The sequence below is a fragment of the Streptomyces sp. NPDC017520 genome (genome assembly GCF_044329855.1).
In the GTDB taxonomy this organism is placed as follows: domain Bacteria; phylum Actinomycetota; class Actinomycetes; order Streptomycetales; family Streptomycetaceae; genus Streptomyces.
Window position 1 is genome coordinate 366483 of sequence record NZ_JBIRKB010000001.1, and the last position, 16703, is coordinate 383185.

Consider the following 16703-nt stretch of genomic DNA (forward strand, 5'->3'; position numbering starts at 1 on the left):
ACGCCGCGAGGTGCCGTGCCAGGCGCCGCGGACCCGGTCAAGATCCGCCGGACACGCCCTAGGCCCCGCCTCACCGCCACGGGATGTGACGCCACGGACTGCCCTCGCTCTCCGCCAGCAGACGGTGGGCGAGGACGTTCTGTTCGTAGAACGGCCCGTACTCCTCCTCGTCGAACCGCAGGACCCGCCCCAGCGCGTACCCCGCCGAGAAGTCCTCCCAGGAACGGTAGGCCGACTTGCCGAGCGCCCCGGCGTAGACGATCGCCTGCTCCGCGTCCGCCGGTGTGCAGTAGCGCGCCGACAGCCCCCAGCGCGCCAGGTTCACCGCCCGCCCGTAGTCGTACGCGACCGTCGTGCGCACCCGGCCGTCCGGCGGCAGCAGCCCGTCCGCGCGGAACCGGGCCTCGTAGCGCATGATCCGGCGTACGAGGTCCTCGATGCCCTTCACCGTGCCCGCGTCGGCCCCGAGGTCCTGGGCGTGACCGGCGGCGGTCTCGCGCCACAGATCGGCCGAGGGCAGCTCGCCGAGCCCGGCCGCCAACTGCTCGCGGGCGCGCAGCACGAAGTCCGGCTCCGGCGGGCTGTTGCGGGCCTCCAGCAGCACGTCCAGCTGCTTGCGCCACTCCGCGTGGTCGGTGATGCCCCAGGAGTCGCGCAGCTGATCGCGCTCGGTGGTGTAGTCGCGGCAGACCGTCCCGATCTCGTTCCACGGCACCGCGTTCCCGATCGCCAGGTGCGCCCCGCAGGCCAGTCCGTACGCCAGCGGCCCGCGCAGCGCTCCGTGGCGCAGCGCGAGCAGCCGGTTCTCCGGGAGACGGTCCATCTCCGCGTACGCGCGCTGCCACAGTGCCAGGTCCGTCGGGCCCGTCGGCAGCAGCAGTTGGCCGGGCGTTCCCACGTTCACCCCGAGGAACACGTGCGGGTCGGACCAGCCGAACTCGGCGGCCCAGCGCAGCGAGACCCCGTGGAAGACCCAGTCCGGATGCCAGGCCGGCAGCATGCCCCGGGTGAGCACCGGCCGGCAGACGAAGCCGGCCGGGTCGTGGTGCGCGCGCCAGGTGATGGTGTCCGGCTTCGCGTCCACCTCGGCACGCGGGGCCGGGATGTACAGCTGGGTCCCCGCGAGCGCCGCCAGTTGGGCCCGGGCGTCGCCGCGCAGCGCCGCCTCGTGGAGGAGCTGCTCGGTCTCGGACGGCGGGACCCAGGGGGCCGGGGAAGCCGGGAGGTGGTGCGGGTGGATCGGGTTCATGACCACGCGATGTTCCGGTAGGGGCTGGTGGGGTCCTGGACGAGGACGCGGTGCTCGGCGAGCGACTGCCGGTACGTGGGCTCCGCTGCCTCCGGTCCGTCGTCCTCGGCCCGGTGGACCACCCGGGCCATGAGGTAGCCGAGGGAGAAGTCCGCCCACGAGGAGTAGGCCGCCCGGGCGAGTCCGCCGATGCGCAGCACGTCCTGCTCGGCCTCGTGCGGTTCGCCGTACCGGGCGCCGAGCGCGAGCCGTACGACGTTGACCGCCCGGCCGAGGTCGAAGGCGGCCAGTGTGTCGACGCGGCCGTCCGGGGCGAGCGCGCCGTCGGTCCGGAACTTCCCTTCGTACAGGGCGATGTGACGCAGCGCCCGGTCGGCCATCGCCCGGTCGTCGGCGTCGCGCGCGGCGAAGGCGCGGGCCACCGCTTCGGACCACTCCTGGTGCGTCGGCGTCCGCCCCAGCCGGTGCGCCAGGGTGTGCCGGGTCCGCAGGACGGCTTCCTGTACGCGTCCGACCAGCTGGTTCTTCATCAGGGAGGCGAGGCGATCGCGGTACTCGGCGCGGTGCGGGATGCCCCACGGGCTGCGCAACCGGGCCCGGTCGGTCGCGTAGTCCTCGTAGACGGCGCCGAGCCGGTTCCAGATGAGGCCGTTGGTGACGGCCAGATGGGCGCCGAGCGCCAGCCCGTGGGCGAGCGGCCCGTGCAGCGGCCCGCCGTCGTCGGTGAGCAGGACGCCCCGCTCGGCCCCGCCGGAGTGCTCGCCGGCCCTCGCCCAGGCCTTCAGCCGCCTGGGCCGGGCGTCGACCATCGCCGCGTACGGGGTGCCGTGGTTCACCGCGAGCCCGCGCACGTCGTACGGCCAGATCCGGGCTAGCTCGCCGAGGCTCACCTCGCGGAAGACCCACTCCGGGTGCCAGGGCGGCAGCATGCCCTGGGTCAGGACCGGGACGCAGGTCCGCCCGGAGGCCTCGTCGCGGATCGCGGGCAGGGGGGCCGTCCAGCCGGGGATGTCCGCGTGCAGCCGGGCGACGAGCACGTACAGCCGGGTCCGCGCGAGCAGCTCCACGACCGCGTCGGCGCTGCCGCCCGCGACGGCCGCGGACAGTGCGCGCTCGATCCCGGTGGGCGCCACCGCTGCGCCGCCCGCTGTTCCTGCCCCGTTCCCCGTCGTCACGGAGCCGATCCTACGAAACGGGCCCCGCGCCGGGCGCGGGAGGTCAGAGCCCGGCCGGGCGCACCAGCCCCGACTCGTACGCGAACACCGCCGCCTGGGTCCGGTCGCGGACGCCCAACTTGACCAGGATCCGGCCCACATGGGTCTTCACCGTCTGCTCCGCCACGATGAGCTGCCGGGAGATCTCCGCGTTCGACAGGCCGCCCGCGATCAGCGTCAGCACCTCCGTCTCGCGCTCCGTCAGGTCCCCGATGCGTGCCTTGAGCGGCGGGCGCGGGGCCCCGGCCGTCCGCGAGAACTCCACGATGAGCCGCTTGGTGATGTTCGGGGAGAGCAGTGCGTCACCCGCCGCCACCACCCGTACCGCGTGGGCCAGTTCGTCGGCCGAGGCGTCCTTCAGGAGGAAGCCCGAAGCGCCCGCGCGCAGCGCCTCGTAGACGTACTCGTCGAGATCGAAGGTGGTCAGCACGAGCACCTTCACCGTGGAGCCCTCGGGGGCGGTGATCCGCCGGGTCGCCTCGATACCGCCCAGCTCCGGCATCCGGATGTCCATCAGGACGACGTCCGGCGCGAGTTCGGCGACCTTGTCGACCGCGTCGAGCCCGTTGACGGCCTGCCCGACGACCTCGATGTCCGGCTCGGCGTTCAGCAGGACCGTGAAGCCCTGGCGGACCATCATCTGGTCGTCGGCGATCACGGCGCGGATGGGCGGTGTCATGGGGCGTCCTCGGTCGTCTCGGTACGGGTGGGCAGGATCGCGGTGACTTCCCAGCCGCCGTCGGGCGTGGGACCGGTGGCCAGCTCACCGCCGAGCATCGCCGCGCGTTCGCGCATCCCGAGCAGGCCGTGGCGTACGCCGGGGGAGGGGGCTGCCGGGCGGTCCGGCGGCGAGTTGACGACCCGGACGGTCAGCCCGGCGGGCCGGTGGCCGATCACCACCTCGGCGCTCGCGCTGGGCGCGTGGCGCATCACGTTGCTCAGCGCCTCCTGCACGATGCGGTACGCGGACAGCTCGACGCCGGGCGGGAGGGGCCGGGGGTCACCGGTCGTGGAGCGGGTGACGGCGAGACCGGCCGAGCGCACGGTGGCGAGCAGGCCGTCGAGGCCGTCGAGGCCCGGCTGCGGGGCGTGCCGCGCACTCTGCGAGGGGGCCTCCTCCGAGCGCAGGACGCCCAGCACCCGGCGCAGCTCGGTGAGGGCCTGCAGGGCGTTCTCACGGATGCCGGTCAGATTCTCCCGCAGCTCCTCGGTGGGGTGCTCCACCAGATGCGGGGCGACCTGCGCCTGGATGGAGATCACGGACATGTGGTGCGCGACCACGTCGTGCAGCTCGCGGGCGATCCGGTTGCGCTCCTCCACCAGGGTGCGCCGGGCCCGCTCCTCGGCGGTCAACTCCACCTGCACGACGAGGTCCTTGCGGGCGAGACGCGCGCTACGCAGTGCCGCGCCGAGGACCAGGGCGACGACGAACACCGGTGCGGAGCGGTCGAGGTCGAGGTTGTGTCGCTGCGTCTGGTGCAACGTGAGGGCCATGCCCGCCAGAAGGGTGAGGGTCAGCGCGCCCACCGAGCGGCGCAGCGGGACGCGCAGCGCCAGCAGGAACAGCGCCCCGCCCTGGAACACCATCCCCATGACGCTCCAGGGGAACAACCGGTCCGGGCTCATGATCGGCTCGGTGACCAGGACCGTGGTCGCCGACAGTGCGGTCGCCGCCCACCATGCCCCGACCGGCCGGACCATCCCGGCCACCAGCACCACGGACTGGGCCAGGGCAGCCAGCACGGCCCACCCGCTGACGCCGTCGCTCGGCTCCGTGACCAGTTCGTTGGTACGGGGCACCGCGAAGCAGGCGGCCACGATGATCAGCAGCACCAGCAACGACGGCCGCCACGCTGGCGCGTCCGGCTCGCCCATGCGCGGCACCCGGTCGGCGGGCGCCGCCCACAGCTCCTGGTACAGGGCACGCGGCGCCCGGCGCACCGCCGCCCGCAGGCGCACCGCCTTCGATGACGTCACCGCCCCCACCGCCCCCTCGGCTCCGTTCGCCCTCAGACTAGGCACGACGTGCGTGTCCCTTCCGTTCGGGGGCGGACTCCCGTACGACGAGGGAGCCCCCGCCACCGTGCCGCCGGCCTTGTTCGTAACCCCGGAACGCCGCCCAGCACACCAACAGCGCCAGCGCGAACACCGGCAGCCAGAGCAACCGGGCGAGCACCCAGCCGGGACCGTCGGGCACGGTGTGCAGCCCCGGCAGCGGCCCGTCCGCGATCAGCGCCGCACTCGTCGTGACGATGATCATCGCGGTCTGGTGCCACAGGAAGACGGTCATCGCCGACAGGTTCACCACCGCCACCACCGCCCAGACCGCGGGCCTCCGCAGCGCCCGGCGCAGCGGCCCGAGCAGCAGGAGCGCCGCTCCGCACTGCGCCAGGCCGAACGCCACGGCGGCCAGGCTCGGCGGATCCAGATTGGACATCCGGCCGCCCGGAACGCCGACCATGGCGGCCGGATACCCGGCCCACAGGACGAGCACGACGGCTGCCGCGGCCCCGCCGAGCAGCAGTGCCCAGCGGCTCGACCGGCTCCGCGCCCCGCCCCGGGCCACCAGCGCCCCCAGGCAGTAGGGCACCAGCCAGCCCGCGACCACGTTGATCCACCCCAGCTCGCGAGGACCGCCGAGGCCCAGGCGTACGAGGTCGACGTGGAGCACCACCACGAGCGGCCACAGCGGGTGTAGCCGCGCCACGAGCGGGGTCAGCGCGGTCAGCGCGGCGAAGACCAGCAGGAACCACAGCGGGGACCAGACCAGCTTGACGAGCGCTCGGACCGTCGACTCGCCCACCCCGGCCACCAGCATCGCGGCCGCCGCGATCGCCCACACCACGAGCACCGCCGCCACCGGCCGGAACAGGCGCCCCAGCCGGCCGCGCACCCACCGCCCGTACGGCACGCCGCGCTGCCGGGCCGAGGCCCAACTCCCCGCCGCCACCTGCCCGCCCACCAGGAAGAAAACGGCGAGGGTCTGGAACACCCAGGAGACCGGTGCGAGTTGGGTCAGATACGTCAGCGGGCTCGCCCCGCGCACCGTGCCGCTGTCGGTGACCAGCGCGGTCACCAGCCAGTGCCCGCCCACCACGCCGAGGATCGCCAGGGCCCGCAGGGCGTCGACGGCCCGGTCCCGGCCGGGCGGGGTGGCCGCCTCGATCCGTGCGACGAGACCGGTCATCGGGAGGCCTCCAGCGGTTCGACGCCCGCCGTGATCCGGCCCAGATTCGTCAACGAGCGCGAACCGGGCAGCAGATAGTCGCTGTGGCCGCCGTCGCCCGCGTCGAACACCTCGGCCCCGAACCGGTCCGCCACCGGGTCGGTCCCGAAGCCGACCGTCGCGACGAACGGCACCCGCACCCGGACATGGGGCACCCGGGCGATCCAGTCCCCGCCGCTCCGGCCCGCCCACACCCGGGCCCCGGTGCGCAGCGACGCGGCGTCCGGGGCTCCGACCCCGGGGCTGCCGTAGAGGACGAGGGCGTCGGCCGCCGTCCCCGGCGCGGACCGGGCGCAGATCACCGAACCGTAGGAGTGGCAGAGCAGACTGATCCGGGCTGCGGGCCGCATCGCGCGCACCCCGTCCACCAGCGCGCGCAGTCCCGGCGCGGCCTCGTCGGCCCGCCCGGTGGTCAGCGCGGCCGGGCTGACGGTGGCGGGCGAGCGAAAGCCGAGCCAGACGACGACGGCCGCGCCCTCCCCCAACTCCCGGTGCAACGCCCGGGCATCGCGCCGCAGCCGCCAGTACGCGTCCAGCCCGACGCCCGCCCCGGGCACCAGCACCGCGATCCGCCGGGCCGTGGCCAACTCCCCGACGACCTCGGTGGTCCGGCCGCCGTCCCGCCCGTCGAAGGCCAGGAACTGCCGCCCCGGCGCGGCCATCGCCCGCAGCGAGGCCGCCCGCCGGAGATCCCCGTGACCCTCCGCCGCCCGCCCGGCCGCCCGGATGTCCTGCCGGCTCACCGCGTACCGCTGGGCGAGCGCCGTCGGCCCCGCGTCCCGCAGCGGCCCGTGAGCGGACGGCGCGGGGGCGGGCACGGCGGCGGGCCGGGCTGCTCCGGACACCGGCACGGCCACCGCGAGGGTGATGAGCGCGGCTAGCAGGGCGCGGCGCAGACGAGGTCTGCGCGGGCGGTCGGGCATGGGGTGGGGTCCTTCCGTACCAGGGGCGTTGCGTGCTTCCGGTACAGAAGTTATGGACGGGGGCCGGTAGTCGGCGTCCCGCTGGAGGGGGCACCTGCGGGGTGGCTCTCAGGTATGACGCGGGGGAGGCGGCAGGGTGGCCGACGGACGGGTGGGGGACGCGTCGGGCGGCCGGCTCCGGCCGGTGGGGTACGCGTTCTTGTCGCGTCCGGTCCTGCTCGGCTTCACCCCTCGGCCGACCGGTGGGGCACGCGTTCCTGTCGCGTCCGGTCCTGCTCGGAGTCAGCCCCGGCCGGTGTGCTCCAGGATCGCGGCGGCGAGCGGGGCGTGCACCTCGCGGGGGAGCGCGTGGCCCATGCCCGGGATCTCGACGAGCCGCGCGCCATGGATCGCCTGGGCGAGGTGTTCGGCGTGCGGGGGCGGGAAGACGGGCTCGGCGAGGGCCGAGACGACCAGAGCGGGCACGCGGGTCCCGGCGAGCTGCTCGGTGCGGTCCATCCCGGAGTAGTCGGCACGGGCGTGCGCGGAACCGGCGCGGTGATGCCCGGTGTGCTCGATGATCCGGCGCTCCAGGGCACGGGCACGGTCCGCGTCGAAGGGGATCAGGCCGCCGCCGAGCGCCCGCCAGTGCTCCACGCGCCGCTCCAACTCGGCCTCGGGCCCGCGGTCCTCCACGGGCCGGGCCCACATCTCCAGCAGAGCGGGCGCGACGCCGGGCAGCTGCTCGGGCGGGACGTGGGTGCCGTCCGGGGCGGTGTAGGGGACGGAGCTGAGCGCCCGCGTCCCGAACACCGTGGCGCTCAGCAGCCGCTCGGGGTGGTCGGCGATCAGCAACTGGGCGAGCATGCCGCCCAGCGACATTCCCACGATGTGCGCCCGCTCCACACCGAACGCGTCGAGCACGGCCACGGCGTCCTCCGCCAGCGCGGTGAGCGGATAGGGCCGCTCGTCGAAGGCCCAGGTGGACCGGCCGGTGTCCCGGTGGTCGTAACGGATCACGCGATGCCGGGCGACGAGCAACTCCACCAACTCGTCGGGCCAGCCGAGCCCGGACGCCTGCGCGCCCATGACCAGCAGCAGGGCGGGGGCGTCGGGAGCGCCGTGTTCCTGGGCCCAGAGGCGTACGCCGGGGGCGACTTCGACGAAGCGTTCCATGGTGCCCTCGCTGTCCTGGTGAGTCGGCAGATAAGACGAGACGTTCCGTCTCGCTTTGAGGGTAGCGCATCGCCGGGCACGGGACCAGTGGGTACGAGAACGGCCCCGGCCCGCACGCGAAGACGCGCGGGCCGGGGCCGCCGAAGCGTTGATCCGGAGATCAGGCCTTCTTGGTCTCCCAGAAGATCCGGTCGATCTCGGCGATCAGGTCCAGAGCCTTCTGGCCCGTCTTCGGGTCGTTCGAGCCCTTGGCCGCGGAGAGCGCCTTCAGGGTGTCGTTGACCAGCTGGTGCAGCTCCGGGTACTTCTCGAAGTGCGGGGGCTTGAAGTAGTCGCTCCAGAGCACCGAGACGTGGTGCTTCGCGAGCTCGGCGCGCTGCTCCTTGATCAGGACGGCGCGGGTGCGGAAGTCCGCGTCCTCGTTGGCCTGGTACTTCTCCTGGACGGCCTTGACCGACTCGGCCTCGATGCGGGCCTGGGCCGGGTCGTACACGCCGCAGGGCAGGTCGCAGTGGGCGCTGACCTTCACCTTGGGGGCAAACAGGCGGGAAAGCATGGAGCTGTCCTCCTCGTGATCGTCTTCTCAGGTGGGACATTACTCCGTGGAGCGCCGCTTTCCGTGGCTGCCCCAGGGGCTTAGGTCAAAAGTCCGGTGTGAGAATCGGGCCGTCGGCCGAATGTACGGAGTGACACTCGGGGTGACGTGCCGACGATGTGCTGGAGGAGGAACCGGGAGGTGCCGGAGATGCCGGAGCGGCGACAGGTGTCCGGAGGCGGGCGGGTGACGCGGCGTCCGTTGCGGGTGGTGGAGGTGACGGGCCCCTCGATGGTGCCCACGCTCTACCACGGCGACCTGCTGCTCGTGCAGTACGGGGCGTCCGTGAGCCCCGGTGACGTGGTGATCCTGCGGCACCCCTTCCAGCAGGACCTGCTGGTGGTCAAGCGGGCCACCGAGCGGCGGCCCGGCGGCTGGTGGGTGCGGGGCGACAACACCTTCGCGGGCGGGGACAGCACCGACTACGGGACCGTGCCGGAGGAACTGGTGCTGGCCCGGGTGCGGGCCCGCTACCGGCCCCTGGCCAAGGGTCAGCGGTCGGTGACGGCGGTGCTGGGCTGGGCGGTCTCCGCGCTGCGGCCGGTGCGCTCGGCCTCCTCGCGCTTGCGGGCCCGGTAGGCGGCCACGTTCGCGCGGGTCGCGCAGCGGTCCGAGCAGTAGCGCCTGGAGCGGTTGGTGGAGGTGTCCAGGTAGGCGTTGCGGCACGGCGCCGCCTCGCACAGGCCGAGGCGGTCCACGCCGTGCTCGGTGAGGTGGAAGGCCAGGCCCATCGCCGCGATGGCCGCGTAGCCGGCGGTCGCGTTCGACGGGTGGTCGGCCAGATGCATGTGCCAGTCCGGCCTGCCGTCCTCGTCGCGTACGTCGTGCCCCGAGATCTGCGGGCTCACCGGGAACTCCAGCAGCAGCGAGTTCAGCAGGTCGACCGCGAGCGTCTCGTCGTCGCCGTCCGCCGCGTCGAAGACCGCGCGCAGCCGCGCCCGTACGGAACGGAACCGGGTCACGTCCGCGTCCGTCGTCCGCCGTGCTGCCTGCTGATTGGCTCCGAACAGCTCCCGGACCGCCTCGACGGAGGTGAGGGCGTCCTTGTTGCGGGCCGGCTCCTCGGTGTTGACCAGGCGTACGGCGTAGTCCGAGTAATAGGCCAGTTCCACTTGTAGTCCTTACGGTGTCGGTCTAGAGTCGGGGCGTCGGCCAGTGTAATGGTCGATTGACGTAAACGGGCATTACGTAAACGGGTATGACGTGGAGGTTGGCGTGACGGAGACGGCTACGGGCACCGACTGGCAGTCCTGGCAGGAGAGCTGGGACCGGCAGCAGGAGTGGTACATGCCCGACCGCGAGGTGCGGTTCCGGGTGATGCTGGACATGGTCGAGGCGATCGTCGGACCGGAACCGCGGGTGCTCGACCTCGCGTGCGGTACGGGAAGTATTACGGACCGGCTCCTCAAGCGGTTCCCGAACGCCACGAGCACCGGAGTCGATCTCGACCCCGCGCTCCTGGCCATCGCCCGCGGCACCTTCGACGGCGACGACCGGGTCGCCTTCGTCACCGCCGATCTCAAGGACCCCGACTGGACGGCCCGGCTGCCCCACGCCTCGTACGACGCCGTCCTCACCGCCACCGCCCTGCACTGGCTGCACAGGGACCCGCTCACCACGCTCTACGGGCAGCTCGGCGGCCTCGTCCGGGACGGCGGGGTGTTCATGAACGCCGACCGCGCGATCGACACGGCCACCCCCCGCATCAACGCCGCCGAACGCGCCCACCGGCACGCCGCGATGGACCGCGCCAAGGCCGCCGGGGCGCTGGACTGGGCCGAGTGGTGGGCCGTCGCCGCGAAGGACCCGGTCCTGGCCGCCCCCACCGCCGAGCGGTTCGCGATCTACGGCGAGCACGCGGACGGCGACATGCCCTCCGCCGACTGGCACGCCCGCACCCTGCTGGCCTCCGGCTTCGGTGAGGCCCGCGCGGTCTGGGCGTCCCCCTCGGACACCCTGGTCCTCGCCGTGAAGTAGTCGAAGTACCCGCCCGCGAACGGCGGCAGCCGCACGGCGGTGAGAGGGGGCGGTACGGGCTTCGGGCCCGTACCGCCCCCTTTTTTCGTTCGTCGCCGCCCGCAACCTCCGCCGGGCCCCGGCGCACTGGAAGGGTGAGACGGTCCGCCTCCGCGGGCCGGGGAGCGGGGAGAGAAGGGGCGGGGAATTGCGGATTCCGGAGAGGGGCCCGTATGCGGGCCGATGACGACGCGGCGCTGCACGACTTCGTGGAGGGCCGACGCACCGCGCTGTTCCGCAGCGCCTATCTGCTCTGCGGAGACCGGCACGAGGCCGAGGACCTCGTCCAGAGCGCCCTGGTCAAGGTCGTCCTCGGCGGCCGGCGGCACGGACGGCTCGACAACATCGAGGCGTACGCCCGTAAGACGCTGGTCAACACGTTCATCGCGAGCCGTCGCCGCTTCTGGCGGCGGGAGCGGGCGTACGGCGAACTGCCCGACCGCCCGGGGAACACGGCCGACACGGACACCGGTCTGGTCGTCAGGGAGGCACTCGCCCGGCTCACGGCCAGACAGCGGGCGGTGCTGGTGCTCCGTTACTGGGAGGACCTGAGCGTGGAGGCCACGGCCGAGGCGCTCGGGATGCGGACGAACACGGTCAAGAGCCACACGGCTCGGGGCCTGGCGGCGCTGCGCGCCGGGATGGCGGAGGAATTGGTATGAACGAGGTCCGTGAACTGCTCGACCGCGCCGCCGAGGGAGCGGGGAAGCCCGCGTTCACCGCCGGGGCCGTGTACGCGAAGGCCGCCCGGGTGCGCAGGCGCCGCCGCGCCGCCGCCTCGGCCGCCGTCCTCGCGGTGGTCGCCGCCGGGGCGTTCGCCCTGCCCCGGACGGGCGGCGACGAGGACCCCGCACACGCCTCGGTGGCGTCGGCCGGGCCGTCCGCCTCCTCGACGACGTCGGCGCCGGCCTCGGCCCCCGCGTCGGACAAGGCCGAGCGGCTGGCCGCGCTGCTGGGGCCGGACGTGGGGGAGATCGAGGAGGTCTCGCTCCTCGCCCTCATCAAGGGGGTGACACCCGAACAGGCGCAGACCGTGCATCTCGGTCCGCTGGACGGGCAGTACGCGTTTCGCAAGGACGGCGGCGTCGGCTATCTGGCGCTCGCCCTGGAGGACCGGGAGGCGGTGGAGAAGAAGACGGGGCGCCCGGCCGATCCGGACGAGGACCTCTGCGACCGGGTGGGCCAGGAGCCGTCCCGTACGGACTGTGAGCGAGAGGCGCTTCCCGACGGCCGGGTCCTGACGACGTGGCACGACACGATGGACGTCGAGGGTGAGGACAGCGTCGACTGGGGGCCCGAGCTGGTCGGCCGGTTCGTCCAGCGGGACGGCTCGCAGTTCCTCGTACGCTCCAGCACCGGCTTCGAGGGCACGGGAACCCAGGGGCCGCTGCTGTCGGAGCCGCCGCTCTCCCGGCAGCAGATCAAGGAGCTGCTCACCGGCCCCGACGTGCTGCCCAGGGGCTGAGGGCGCGGGGGAGCGCACCGGGCGCGGCCCGGAAGCGCGGGAGGGCGGTGCGGACCGTGATCGTCCGTACCGCCCTCCCGTGTGCGACGGGGCCCGGCCCTACAGCACCTTGGACAGGAACGACTTCGTCCGGTCGTGCTGCGGGTTGGTCAGCACGTCGCGCGGGTGGCCCGACTCGACCACCACACCGTCGTCCATGAAGACCAGCGCGTCGCCCACCTCGCGGGCGAAGCCCATCTCATGGGTGACGACGATCATCGTCATACCGTCCTCGGCCAGACCGCGCATGACGTCCAGGACATCGCCGACCAGCTCCGGGTCGAGCGCGGACGTCGGCTCGTCGAAGAGCATCAGCTTCGGCTCCATCGCCAGCGCGCGGGCGATGGCCACACGCTGCTGCTGCCCGCCGGAGAGCTGGGTGGGGTAGTTCCCCGCCTTGTCGGAGAGGCCCACCCGGTCCAGCAGTTTCTCCGCGCGGGCCCGGGCCACGGCCTTCGACTCACCCTTGACCTGGACCGGGGCCTCCATGACGTTCTCGATGGCCGTCATGTGCGGGAACAGGTTGAAGCGCTGGAAGACCATGCCGATGTCGCGCCGCTGGAGGGCGACCTCACTGTCCTTCAGCTCGTAGAGTTTGTCGCCCTTCTGCCGGTAGCCGACCAGCTCGCCGTCGACCGAGAGCCGGCCGGCGTTGATCTTCTCCAGGTGGTTGATGCACCGCAGGAAGGTCGACTTGCCGGAGCCGGACGGGCCGATCAGGCAGAACACCTCACGCGGGGCGACCTCCAGGTCGATGCCCTTGAGGATGTGGGCGGCGCCGAAGGACTTGTGGACGCCCTCGGCCTTCACCATGGGGGTGGTCATGCTGAGGCACCTCCGGAGGGCCGGTTGCCGAACGCTGCGAGGTTGACCTTGACGCGCTGGAGCGGCGTGAGCGGCAGCGAGCGGAGCGCGCCGCGGGCGAAGCGGCGCTCCAGGTAGTACTGGCCGACGCTGAACACGCTGGTCATCACGATGTACCAGATGGACGCCACGAACAGCATCTCCATCACCGCGTACGACGTGGAGCCGATCTGCGAGGTGGAGCGGAGCAGTTCGTTGTACGTCACGGCGTAGACGAGCGACGAGGTCTTCAGCATGTTGATGAACTCGTTGCCGGTCGGCGGGATGATCACGCGCAGCGCCTGCGGGAGGACCACGCGGCGCATGGTCTTGCCCTGGGTCATGCCCAGCGCGTGCGAGGCCTCGGTCTGGCCCTCGTCGACCGACTGGATGCCGGCCCGGCAGATCTCCGCCATGTAGGCGGCCTCGTTCAGCGCGAGCCCCAGCAGGGCGCACATGAACGGGGTCATGACGTCCGTCATCTCGTCCTTGTAGATGAACGGGATGTTCAGGACCGGGAAGATCAGCGCCAGGTTGAACCAGAGCAGCAGCTGTACGTAGACCGGGGTGCCCCGGAAGAACCAGATGTACAACCAGGCCACCCAGCTGGTGACCGGGTTATTCGACAGCCGCATCACGGCCAGCACGACGCCGAGGATCACGCCGAGCACCATCGCGAGGACGCTGATCAGCAGGGTGCGGCCCGCACCGGCGACGACCGTGCTGTCGAACAGCTTGTCGCCCACGGCGTGCCACTGGATGTTGCCCTGCGAGAAGGCGTACCCGAGGGCGACGAGGAGGCCGATGACCACGACGCCGCTGATCCAGCGGCCGACATGGCGGACCGGAATGGCCTTGATGTTCTCCGGGGCCGGGGTGGCGCCCTTGGAGACGGACACCGGGCCGGCCGGTGAACCGGCGGGTGTCTTGTCGAACTTGTCAGTCATGGTGACTGCCCTTCAGTGGAGCGTCCGGTCACTTGCCGCCGTTGATGGCGGCCTTGTCGATCGCTCCCGTACCGGCGCCCCACTTGTCGAGCACCTTCTGGTACGAACCGTCGGCGATGATCGCGTCGACGGCCTCCTTCAGGGCGTCGCGCAGCCCGGTGTTGTCCTTCTTGACGGCGATGCCGAACGGGCCGGCGTCGACCTGCTCGCCCACGACCTCGAACGCCTTGCCGCCGTCGGCCTTGCGGGCCAGGTCGACCGCGACCGGGTAGTCGTTGACGCCGGCGACCGCACCGCCGGACTTGACGCGGGTCTGCGCCTCGGTGTCGTTCTCGAACGACTCGATCTTGACGGCCTTCTCGCCACCGTCCGTACAGGCCTTCGACTGTGTCTTGAGGGCCTTCTCGTACGTGGTGCCGCGCTGGACGGCCGCGGCCTTCCCGCAGAGGTCCTCGATGGACTTGATGTTCTGCGGGTTGCCCTTCTTCGTGTACACGGCGGTGCCGGCGAGGAAGTAGTCGACGAAGTCGACGCCCTCGCCCAGCTTCTTGCCCGACTCGTCCAGGCCCTCCTGGCGCTGCTTGTTGTCCGTGATCGATGACATCGCGATGTCGTGACGCCCGCTGTTCAGGGCGGTGATCAGGCCGTCGAAGGAACCGGAGGTGAACTCGAACTTCACCCCGAGCTGCTTGCCGAGGGCCTCGGCCAGATCGGGGTCGACACCCACGATCTTTCCGTTCTCGACGGACTCCATCGGGGCGTATTCGGCATTCGTGCCGACCTTGATCACACCGGACTTCTGGTACTTCTCCGGCAGCTTCGAGAAGAGCGGTGCGCCGCTCTTGGTCTCCTTGCCGCTGCCTCCCTCCTGGGAGGAGCTGTCAGTCTGGTCGCCGCAGGCGGTGAGCAGCAAGGAGCCGGCGACCGCGATGGCGCCGATCGCCGCAATCCGGGACTTCGCGGTCGTACGACGCGTGGTGCTTGCGGTCATGTCGGGATCCTCCGGCAGGTGAGGGTGAGGTGCTGGTGGGCGGCTTGGCACGCACCTTCGAGTGTCGCCACCTTGTGTGATGACGGCATCCTGCCATTTGGACTGGCCCATTCAGGGGTCCGGCCATGTCAAAATCGGATAACGGGCGACCCCCGAACATCAACGGCCGGTGCGCGAGGACCGGACCATCTACGGGGATTCATTCCCCTTGCCGGAGAATCTTCGGCATGTCTTGACTGGTGGGCGGCATTTATGCCGGTTTGCCGACTTGTCCAGATATTCGACTATGAGTCACGTCACCGCGTCGATATGGACTCGTCCGTAACCCCGTCCGTCCGGTAAGAAAGACGTTTACACCCCTCATCCGGGGCTCAGGGCGCGTGTGCGGCGCGCCCGCGCGTATGTACCTCATTCCCTGCCGGGGCGGGCCGACCGCCCGGTGCGGGGCGCGTACGCGGTGCCCGCCCACCCCTCCTCAACCAGGAGTGGCCACCCTCAAACGATGAAGACTTAAGGGGTCAACACCATGGCAGCGGAGATCGTCAATCCTCGCAGCGACAGCACCATCGACAGCACCGCCGACAGTGCCATCCAGCGCACGAGCGCGGTGGACACCGGGGCCGACGAGCCCTTCGATCCGGCCTTCGCCCTCCACCGGGGCGGGAAGATGGCCGTGCAGGCCACCGTCCCGATCCGGGACAAGGACGACCTTTCCCTGGCGTACACACCCGGTGTGGCGAAAGTGTGCAGCGCCATCGCCGACAACCCCGAGCTCGTCCACGACTACACCTGGAAGTCCCAGGTCGTGGCCGTCGTGACGGACGGCACCGCCGTGCTCGGCCTCGGCGACATCGGGCCCGAGGCGTCCCTCCCCGTCATGGAGGGCAAGGCCATCCTCTTCAAGCAGTTCGGCGGCGTCGACGCGGTGCCGATCGCGCTCGCGACCACCGACGCCGACGAGATCGTCGAGACCGTCGTCCGACTCGCCCCCTCCTTCGGCGGGGTGAACCTGGAGGACATCTCGGCGCCCCGGTGCTTCGAGATCGAGCGCAAGCTCCAGGAGCGGCTGGACATCCCGGTCTTCCACGACGACCAGCACGGCACGGCCGTCGTCACCCTCGCCGCCCTGCGCAACGCCGCGAAGCTCTCCGGGCGGACGCTCGGCGATCTGCGCGGTGTCATCTCCGGCGCGGGCGCGGCGGGCGTGGCCATCGCCAAGTTCCTGCTGGAGGCGGGGATCGGCGACATCGCGGTGGCCGACCGGAAGGGCATCGTCAGCCGCGACCGCGACGACCTCACCGAGGTCAAGCGCGAGCTGGCCGAGCTGACCAACCGGGCCGGCCTGACCGGTTCGCTGGAGCAGGCGCTCGCCGGTGCGGACGTCTTCATCGGCGTCTCCGGCGGTACGGTCCCGGAGGCCGCGGTGGCCTCGATGGCCCCCGGCGCGTACGTCTTCGCGATGGCCAACCCGAACCCGGAGGTCCACCCGGACGTCGCGCACAAGTACGCGGCGGTCGTGGCGACCGGGCGGTCGGACTTCCCGAACCAGATCAACAACGTGCTGGCGTTCCCGGGCATCTTCGCGGGCGCGCTCCAGGTCCGGGCCTCCCGGATCACCGAGGGCATGAAGATCGCCGCGGCGAACGCGTTGGCCGACGTCGTCGGCGACGAGCTGGCGGCGGAGTACGTGATCCCGTCGCCGTTCGACGAGCGGGTCGCCCCGGCGGTCACCGCGGCGGTGGCCGCGGCGGCCCGTGCGGAGGGTGTGGCTCGGCGCTGATGCCGCGTTGAGCGGTTGTGGGGTGGGCGGGGCCTGTAGGTGTACGGGCCCCGCCCGCCTTTGCCCCGGGGCCGCGTCTCCCTCCTCTCGGGCGGTTGAGGCATCGGGCCCGCACCTTCAGGCGTCTCCGGCGGTTGAGGCATCGGGCCCGCACCTTCAAGCCTCTCCGGCGATTGAGGAGCGGGGTCCGGGGCAGCGCCCCGGGGGGGGGGGGGGGGGGGGGGGGGGGGGGGGGGGGGGGGGGGGGGGGGGCGGGGGTA

Annotated in this window: 17 protein-coding genes; 5 read left to right on the forward strand and 12 right to left on the reverse strand. The window is 72.2% G+C overall.

Annotation, left to right across the window (positions count from 1 at the left end):
• Positions 1 to 70: 70 nt before the first annotated feature.
• From ACH4KB_RS01685 to sodN, 8 genes are all read right to left on the reverse strand, one after another.
• The gene (locus ACH4KB_RS01685) at positions 71 to 1249 is read right to left on the reverse strand and encodes a DUF1266 domain-containing protein (protein WP_398062566.1); all 1179 of its coding nucleotides are present in this window, start codon (positions 1247 to 1249) and stop codon (positions 71 to 73) included.
• The gene (locus tag ACH4KB_RS01690; protein WP_398062568.1) at positions 1246 to 2424 is read right to left on the reverse strand and encodes a DUF1266 domain-containing protein; all 1179 of its coding nucleotides are present in this window, start codon (positions 2422 to 2424) and stop codon (positions 1246 to 1248) included. The genes ACH4KB_RS01685 and ACH4KB_RS01690 overlap by 4 nt, the downstream gene beginning before the upstream one ends.
• Positions 2425 to 2467: 43 nt before the next feature.
• Positions 2468 to 3142: a response regulator gene (locus ACH4KB_RS01695; protein WP_398062570.1), complete on the reverse strand. Its 675-nt coding sequence runs from the start codon at positions 3140 to 3142 to the stop codon at positions 2468 to 2470.
• The gene (locus ACH4KB_RS01700) at positions 3139 to 4449 is read right to left on the reverse strand and encodes a sensor histidine kinase (protein WP_398063319.1); all 1311 of its coding nucleotides are present in this window, start codon (positions 4447 to 4449) and stop codon (positions 3139 to 3141) included. The genes ACH4KB_RS01695 and ACH4KB_RS01700 overlap by 4 nt, the downstream gene beginning before the upstream one ends.
• A gap of 28 nt (positions 4450 to 4477) precedes the next feature.
• A complete protein-coding gene (locus ACH4KB_RS01705) occupies positions 4478 to 5650 on the reverse strand; it encodes an acyltransferase (RefSeq protein WP_398062572.1) in 1173 nt (390 codons plus the stop codon).
• Positions 5647 to 6612: an alpha/beta hydrolase gene (locus ACH4KB_RS01710; RefSeq protein WP_398062574.1), complete on the reverse strand. Its 966-nt coding sequence runs from the start codon at positions 6610 to 6612 to the stop codon at positions 5647 to 5649. Before ACH4KB_RS01710 ends, ACH4KB_RS01705 begins: the two co-directional genes overlap by 4 nt.
• A 282-nt stretch (positions 6613 to 6894) precedes the next feature.
• A complete protein-coding gene (locus ACH4KB_RS01715; protein WP_398062576.1) occupies positions 6895 to 7767 on the reverse strand; it encodes an alpha/beta fold hydrolase in 873 nt (290 codons plus the stop codon).
• A 160-nt stretch (positions 7768 to 7927) separates the two neighbouring features.
• The gene (gene sodN / locus ACH4KB_RS01720) at positions 7928 to 8323 is read right to left on the reverse strand and encodes a superoxide dismutase, Ni (protein ID WP_018959076.1); all 396 of its coding nucleotides are present in this window, start codon (positions 8321 to 8323) and stop codon (positions 7928 to 7930) included.
• A 189-nt stretch (positions 8324 to 8512) separates the two neighbouring features.
• On the opposite strand from sodN, the gene sodX reads away from it, so the two are divergent.
• On the forward strand, positions 8513 to 8941 hold the full coding sequence (sodX, locus tag ACH4KB_RS01725) for a nickel-type superoxide dismutase maturation protease (protein ID WP_382286312.1): 429 nt from the start codon (positions 8513 to 8515) through the stop codon (positions 8939 to 8941).
• Here sodX and ACH4KB_RS01730 read toward each other — a convergent pair.
• A complete protein-coding gene (locus ACH4KB_RS01730; RefSeq protein ID WP_217229855.1) occupies positions 8854 to 9474 on the reverse strand; it encodes an ABATE domain-containing protein in 621 nt (206 codons plus the stop codon). The two genes, sodX and ACH4KB_RS01730, sit on opposite strands and share 88 nt — an antisense overlap.
• Before the next feature lie 103 nt (positions 9475 to 9577).
• Between ACH4KB_RS01730 and ACH4KB_RS01735 the strand changes: the two genes are divergently transcribed.
• The 3 genes from ACH4KB_RS01735 to ACH4KB_RS01745 all read left to right on the forward strand — a co-directional run bounded on the left by ACH4KB_RS01735 (position 9578) and on the right by ACH4KB_RS01745 (position 11843).
• Positions 9578 to 10339, forward strand: coding sequence for a class I SAM-dependent methyltransferase (locus ACH4KB_RS01735; protein WP_398062578.1), 762 nt, complete (start codon positions 9578 to 9580; stop codon positions 10337 to 10339).
• Positions 10340 to 10551: 212 nt separating this feature from the next.
• On the forward strand, positions 10552 to 11040 hold the full coding sequence (locus tag ACH4KB_RS01740) for a SigE family RNA polymerase sigma factor (protein WP_274343698.1): 489 nt from the start codon (positions 10552 to 10554) through the stop codon (positions 11038 to 11040).
• On the forward strand, positions 11037 to 11843 hold the full coding sequence (locus ACH4KB_RS01745; protein WP_398062580.1) for a hypothetical protein: 807 nt from the start codon (positions 11037 to 11039) through the stop codon (positions 11841 to 11843). The genes ACH4KB_RS01740 and ACH4KB_RS01745 overlap by 4 nt, the downstream gene beginning before the upstream one ends.
• Before the next feature lie 99 nt (positions 11844 to 11942).
• On the opposite strand, the gene ACH4KB_RS01750 is transcribed toward ACH4KB_RS01745, so the two are convergent.
• The 3 genes from ACH4KB_RS01750 to ACH4KB_RS01760 are packed head-to-tail and all read right to left on the reverse strand — an operon-like array spanning position 11943 to position 14663.
• Positions 11943 to 12707, reverse strand: a complete 765-nt coding sequence (locus tag ACH4KB_RS01750; protein ID WP_073739993.1) for an amino acid ABC transporter ATP-binding protein — start codon at positions 12705 to 12707, stop codon at positions 11943 to 11945.
• A complete protein-coding gene (locus ACH4KB_RS01755) occupies positions 12704 to 13672 on the reverse strand; it encodes an amino acid ABC transporter permease (RefSeq protein WP_398062582.1) in 969 nt (322 codons plus the stop codon). The genes ACH4KB_RS01750 and ACH4KB_RS01755 overlap by 4 nt, the downstream gene beginning before the upstream one ends.
• 28 nt (positions 13673 to 13700) lie before the next feature.
• Entirely contained in the window at positions 13701 to 14663 is a 963-nt protein-coding gene (locus ACH4KB_RS01760; protein WP_210936360.1) for an ABC transporter substrate-binding protein, read from the reverse strand.
• Between the two features lie 526 nt (positions 14664 to 15189).
• On the opposite strand from ACH4KB_RS01760, the gene ACH4KB_RS01765 reads away from it, so the two are divergent.
• Positions 15190 to 16443, forward strand: coding sequence for an NADP-dependent malic enzyme (locus ACH4KB_RS01765; RefSeq protein ID WP_398062584.1), 1254 nt, complete (start codon positions 15190 to 15192; stop codon positions 16441 to 16443).
• Positions 16444 to 16703: the final 260 nt, after the last annotated feature.

What these genes read in the sequence shown, in the direction of transcription:
- sodX (WP_382286312.1), top strand. Translation starts at nt 8,513, where the DNA reads ATGCCGGAGCGGCGACAGGTGTCCGGAGGCGGGCGGGTGACGCGGCGT.
- ACH4KB_RS01755 (WP_398062582.1), bottom strand. Translation starts at nt 13,672, where the DNA reads ATGACTGACAAGTTCGACAAGACACCCGCCGGTTCACCGGCCGGCCCG.
- ACH4KB_RS01695 (WP_398062570.1), bottom strand. Translation starts at nt 3,142, where the DNA reads ATGACACCGCCCATCCGCGCCGTGATCGCCGACGACCAGATGATGGTC.
- ACH4KB_RS01710 (WP_398062574.1), bottom strand. Translation starts at nt 6,612, where the DNA reads ATGCCCGACCGCCCGCGCAGACCTCGTCTGCGCCGCGCCCTGCTAGCC.
- ACH4KB_RS01760 (WP_210936360.1), bottom strand. Translation starts at nt 14,663, where the DNA reads ATGACCGCAAGCACCACGCGTCGTACGACCGCGAAGTCCCGGATTGCG.
- ACH4KB_RS01745 (WP_398062580.1), top strand. Translation starts at nt 11,037, where the DNA reads ATGAACGAGGTCCGTGAACTGCTCGACCGCGCCGCCGAGGGAGCGGGG.
- ACH4KB_RS01705 (WP_398062572.1), bottom strand. Translation starts at nt 5,650, where the DNA reads ATGACCGGTCTCGTCGCACGGATCGAGGCGGCCACCCCGCCCGGCCGG.
- ACH4KB_RS01715 (WP_398062576.1), bottom strand. Translation starts at nt 7,767, where the DNA reads ATGGAACGCTTCGTCGAAGTCGCCCCCGGCGTACGCCTCTGGGCCCAG.
- ACH4KB_RS01685 (WP_398062566.1), bottom strand. Translation starts at nt 1,249, where the DNA reads ATGAACCCGATCCACCCGCACCACCTCCCGGCTTCCCCGGCCCCCTGG.
- ACH4KB_RS01740 (WP_274343698.1), top strand. Translation starts at nt 10,552, where the DNA reads ATGCGGGCCGATGACGACGCGGCGCTGCACGACTTCGTGGAGGGCCGA.
- sodN (WP_018959076.1), bottom strand. Translation starts at nt 8,323, where the DNA reads ATGCTTTCCCGCCTGTTTGCCCCCAAGGTGAAGGTCAGCGCCCACTGC.
- ACH4KB_RS01765 (WP_398062584.1), top strand. Translation starts at nt 15,190, where the DNA reads ATGGCAGCGGAGATCGTCAATCCTCGCAGCGACAGCACCATCGACAGC.
- ACH4KB_RS01750 (WP_073739993.1), bottom strand. Translation starts at nt 12,707, where the DNA reads ATGACCACCCCCATGGTGAAGGCCGAGGGCGTCCACAAGTCCTTCGGC.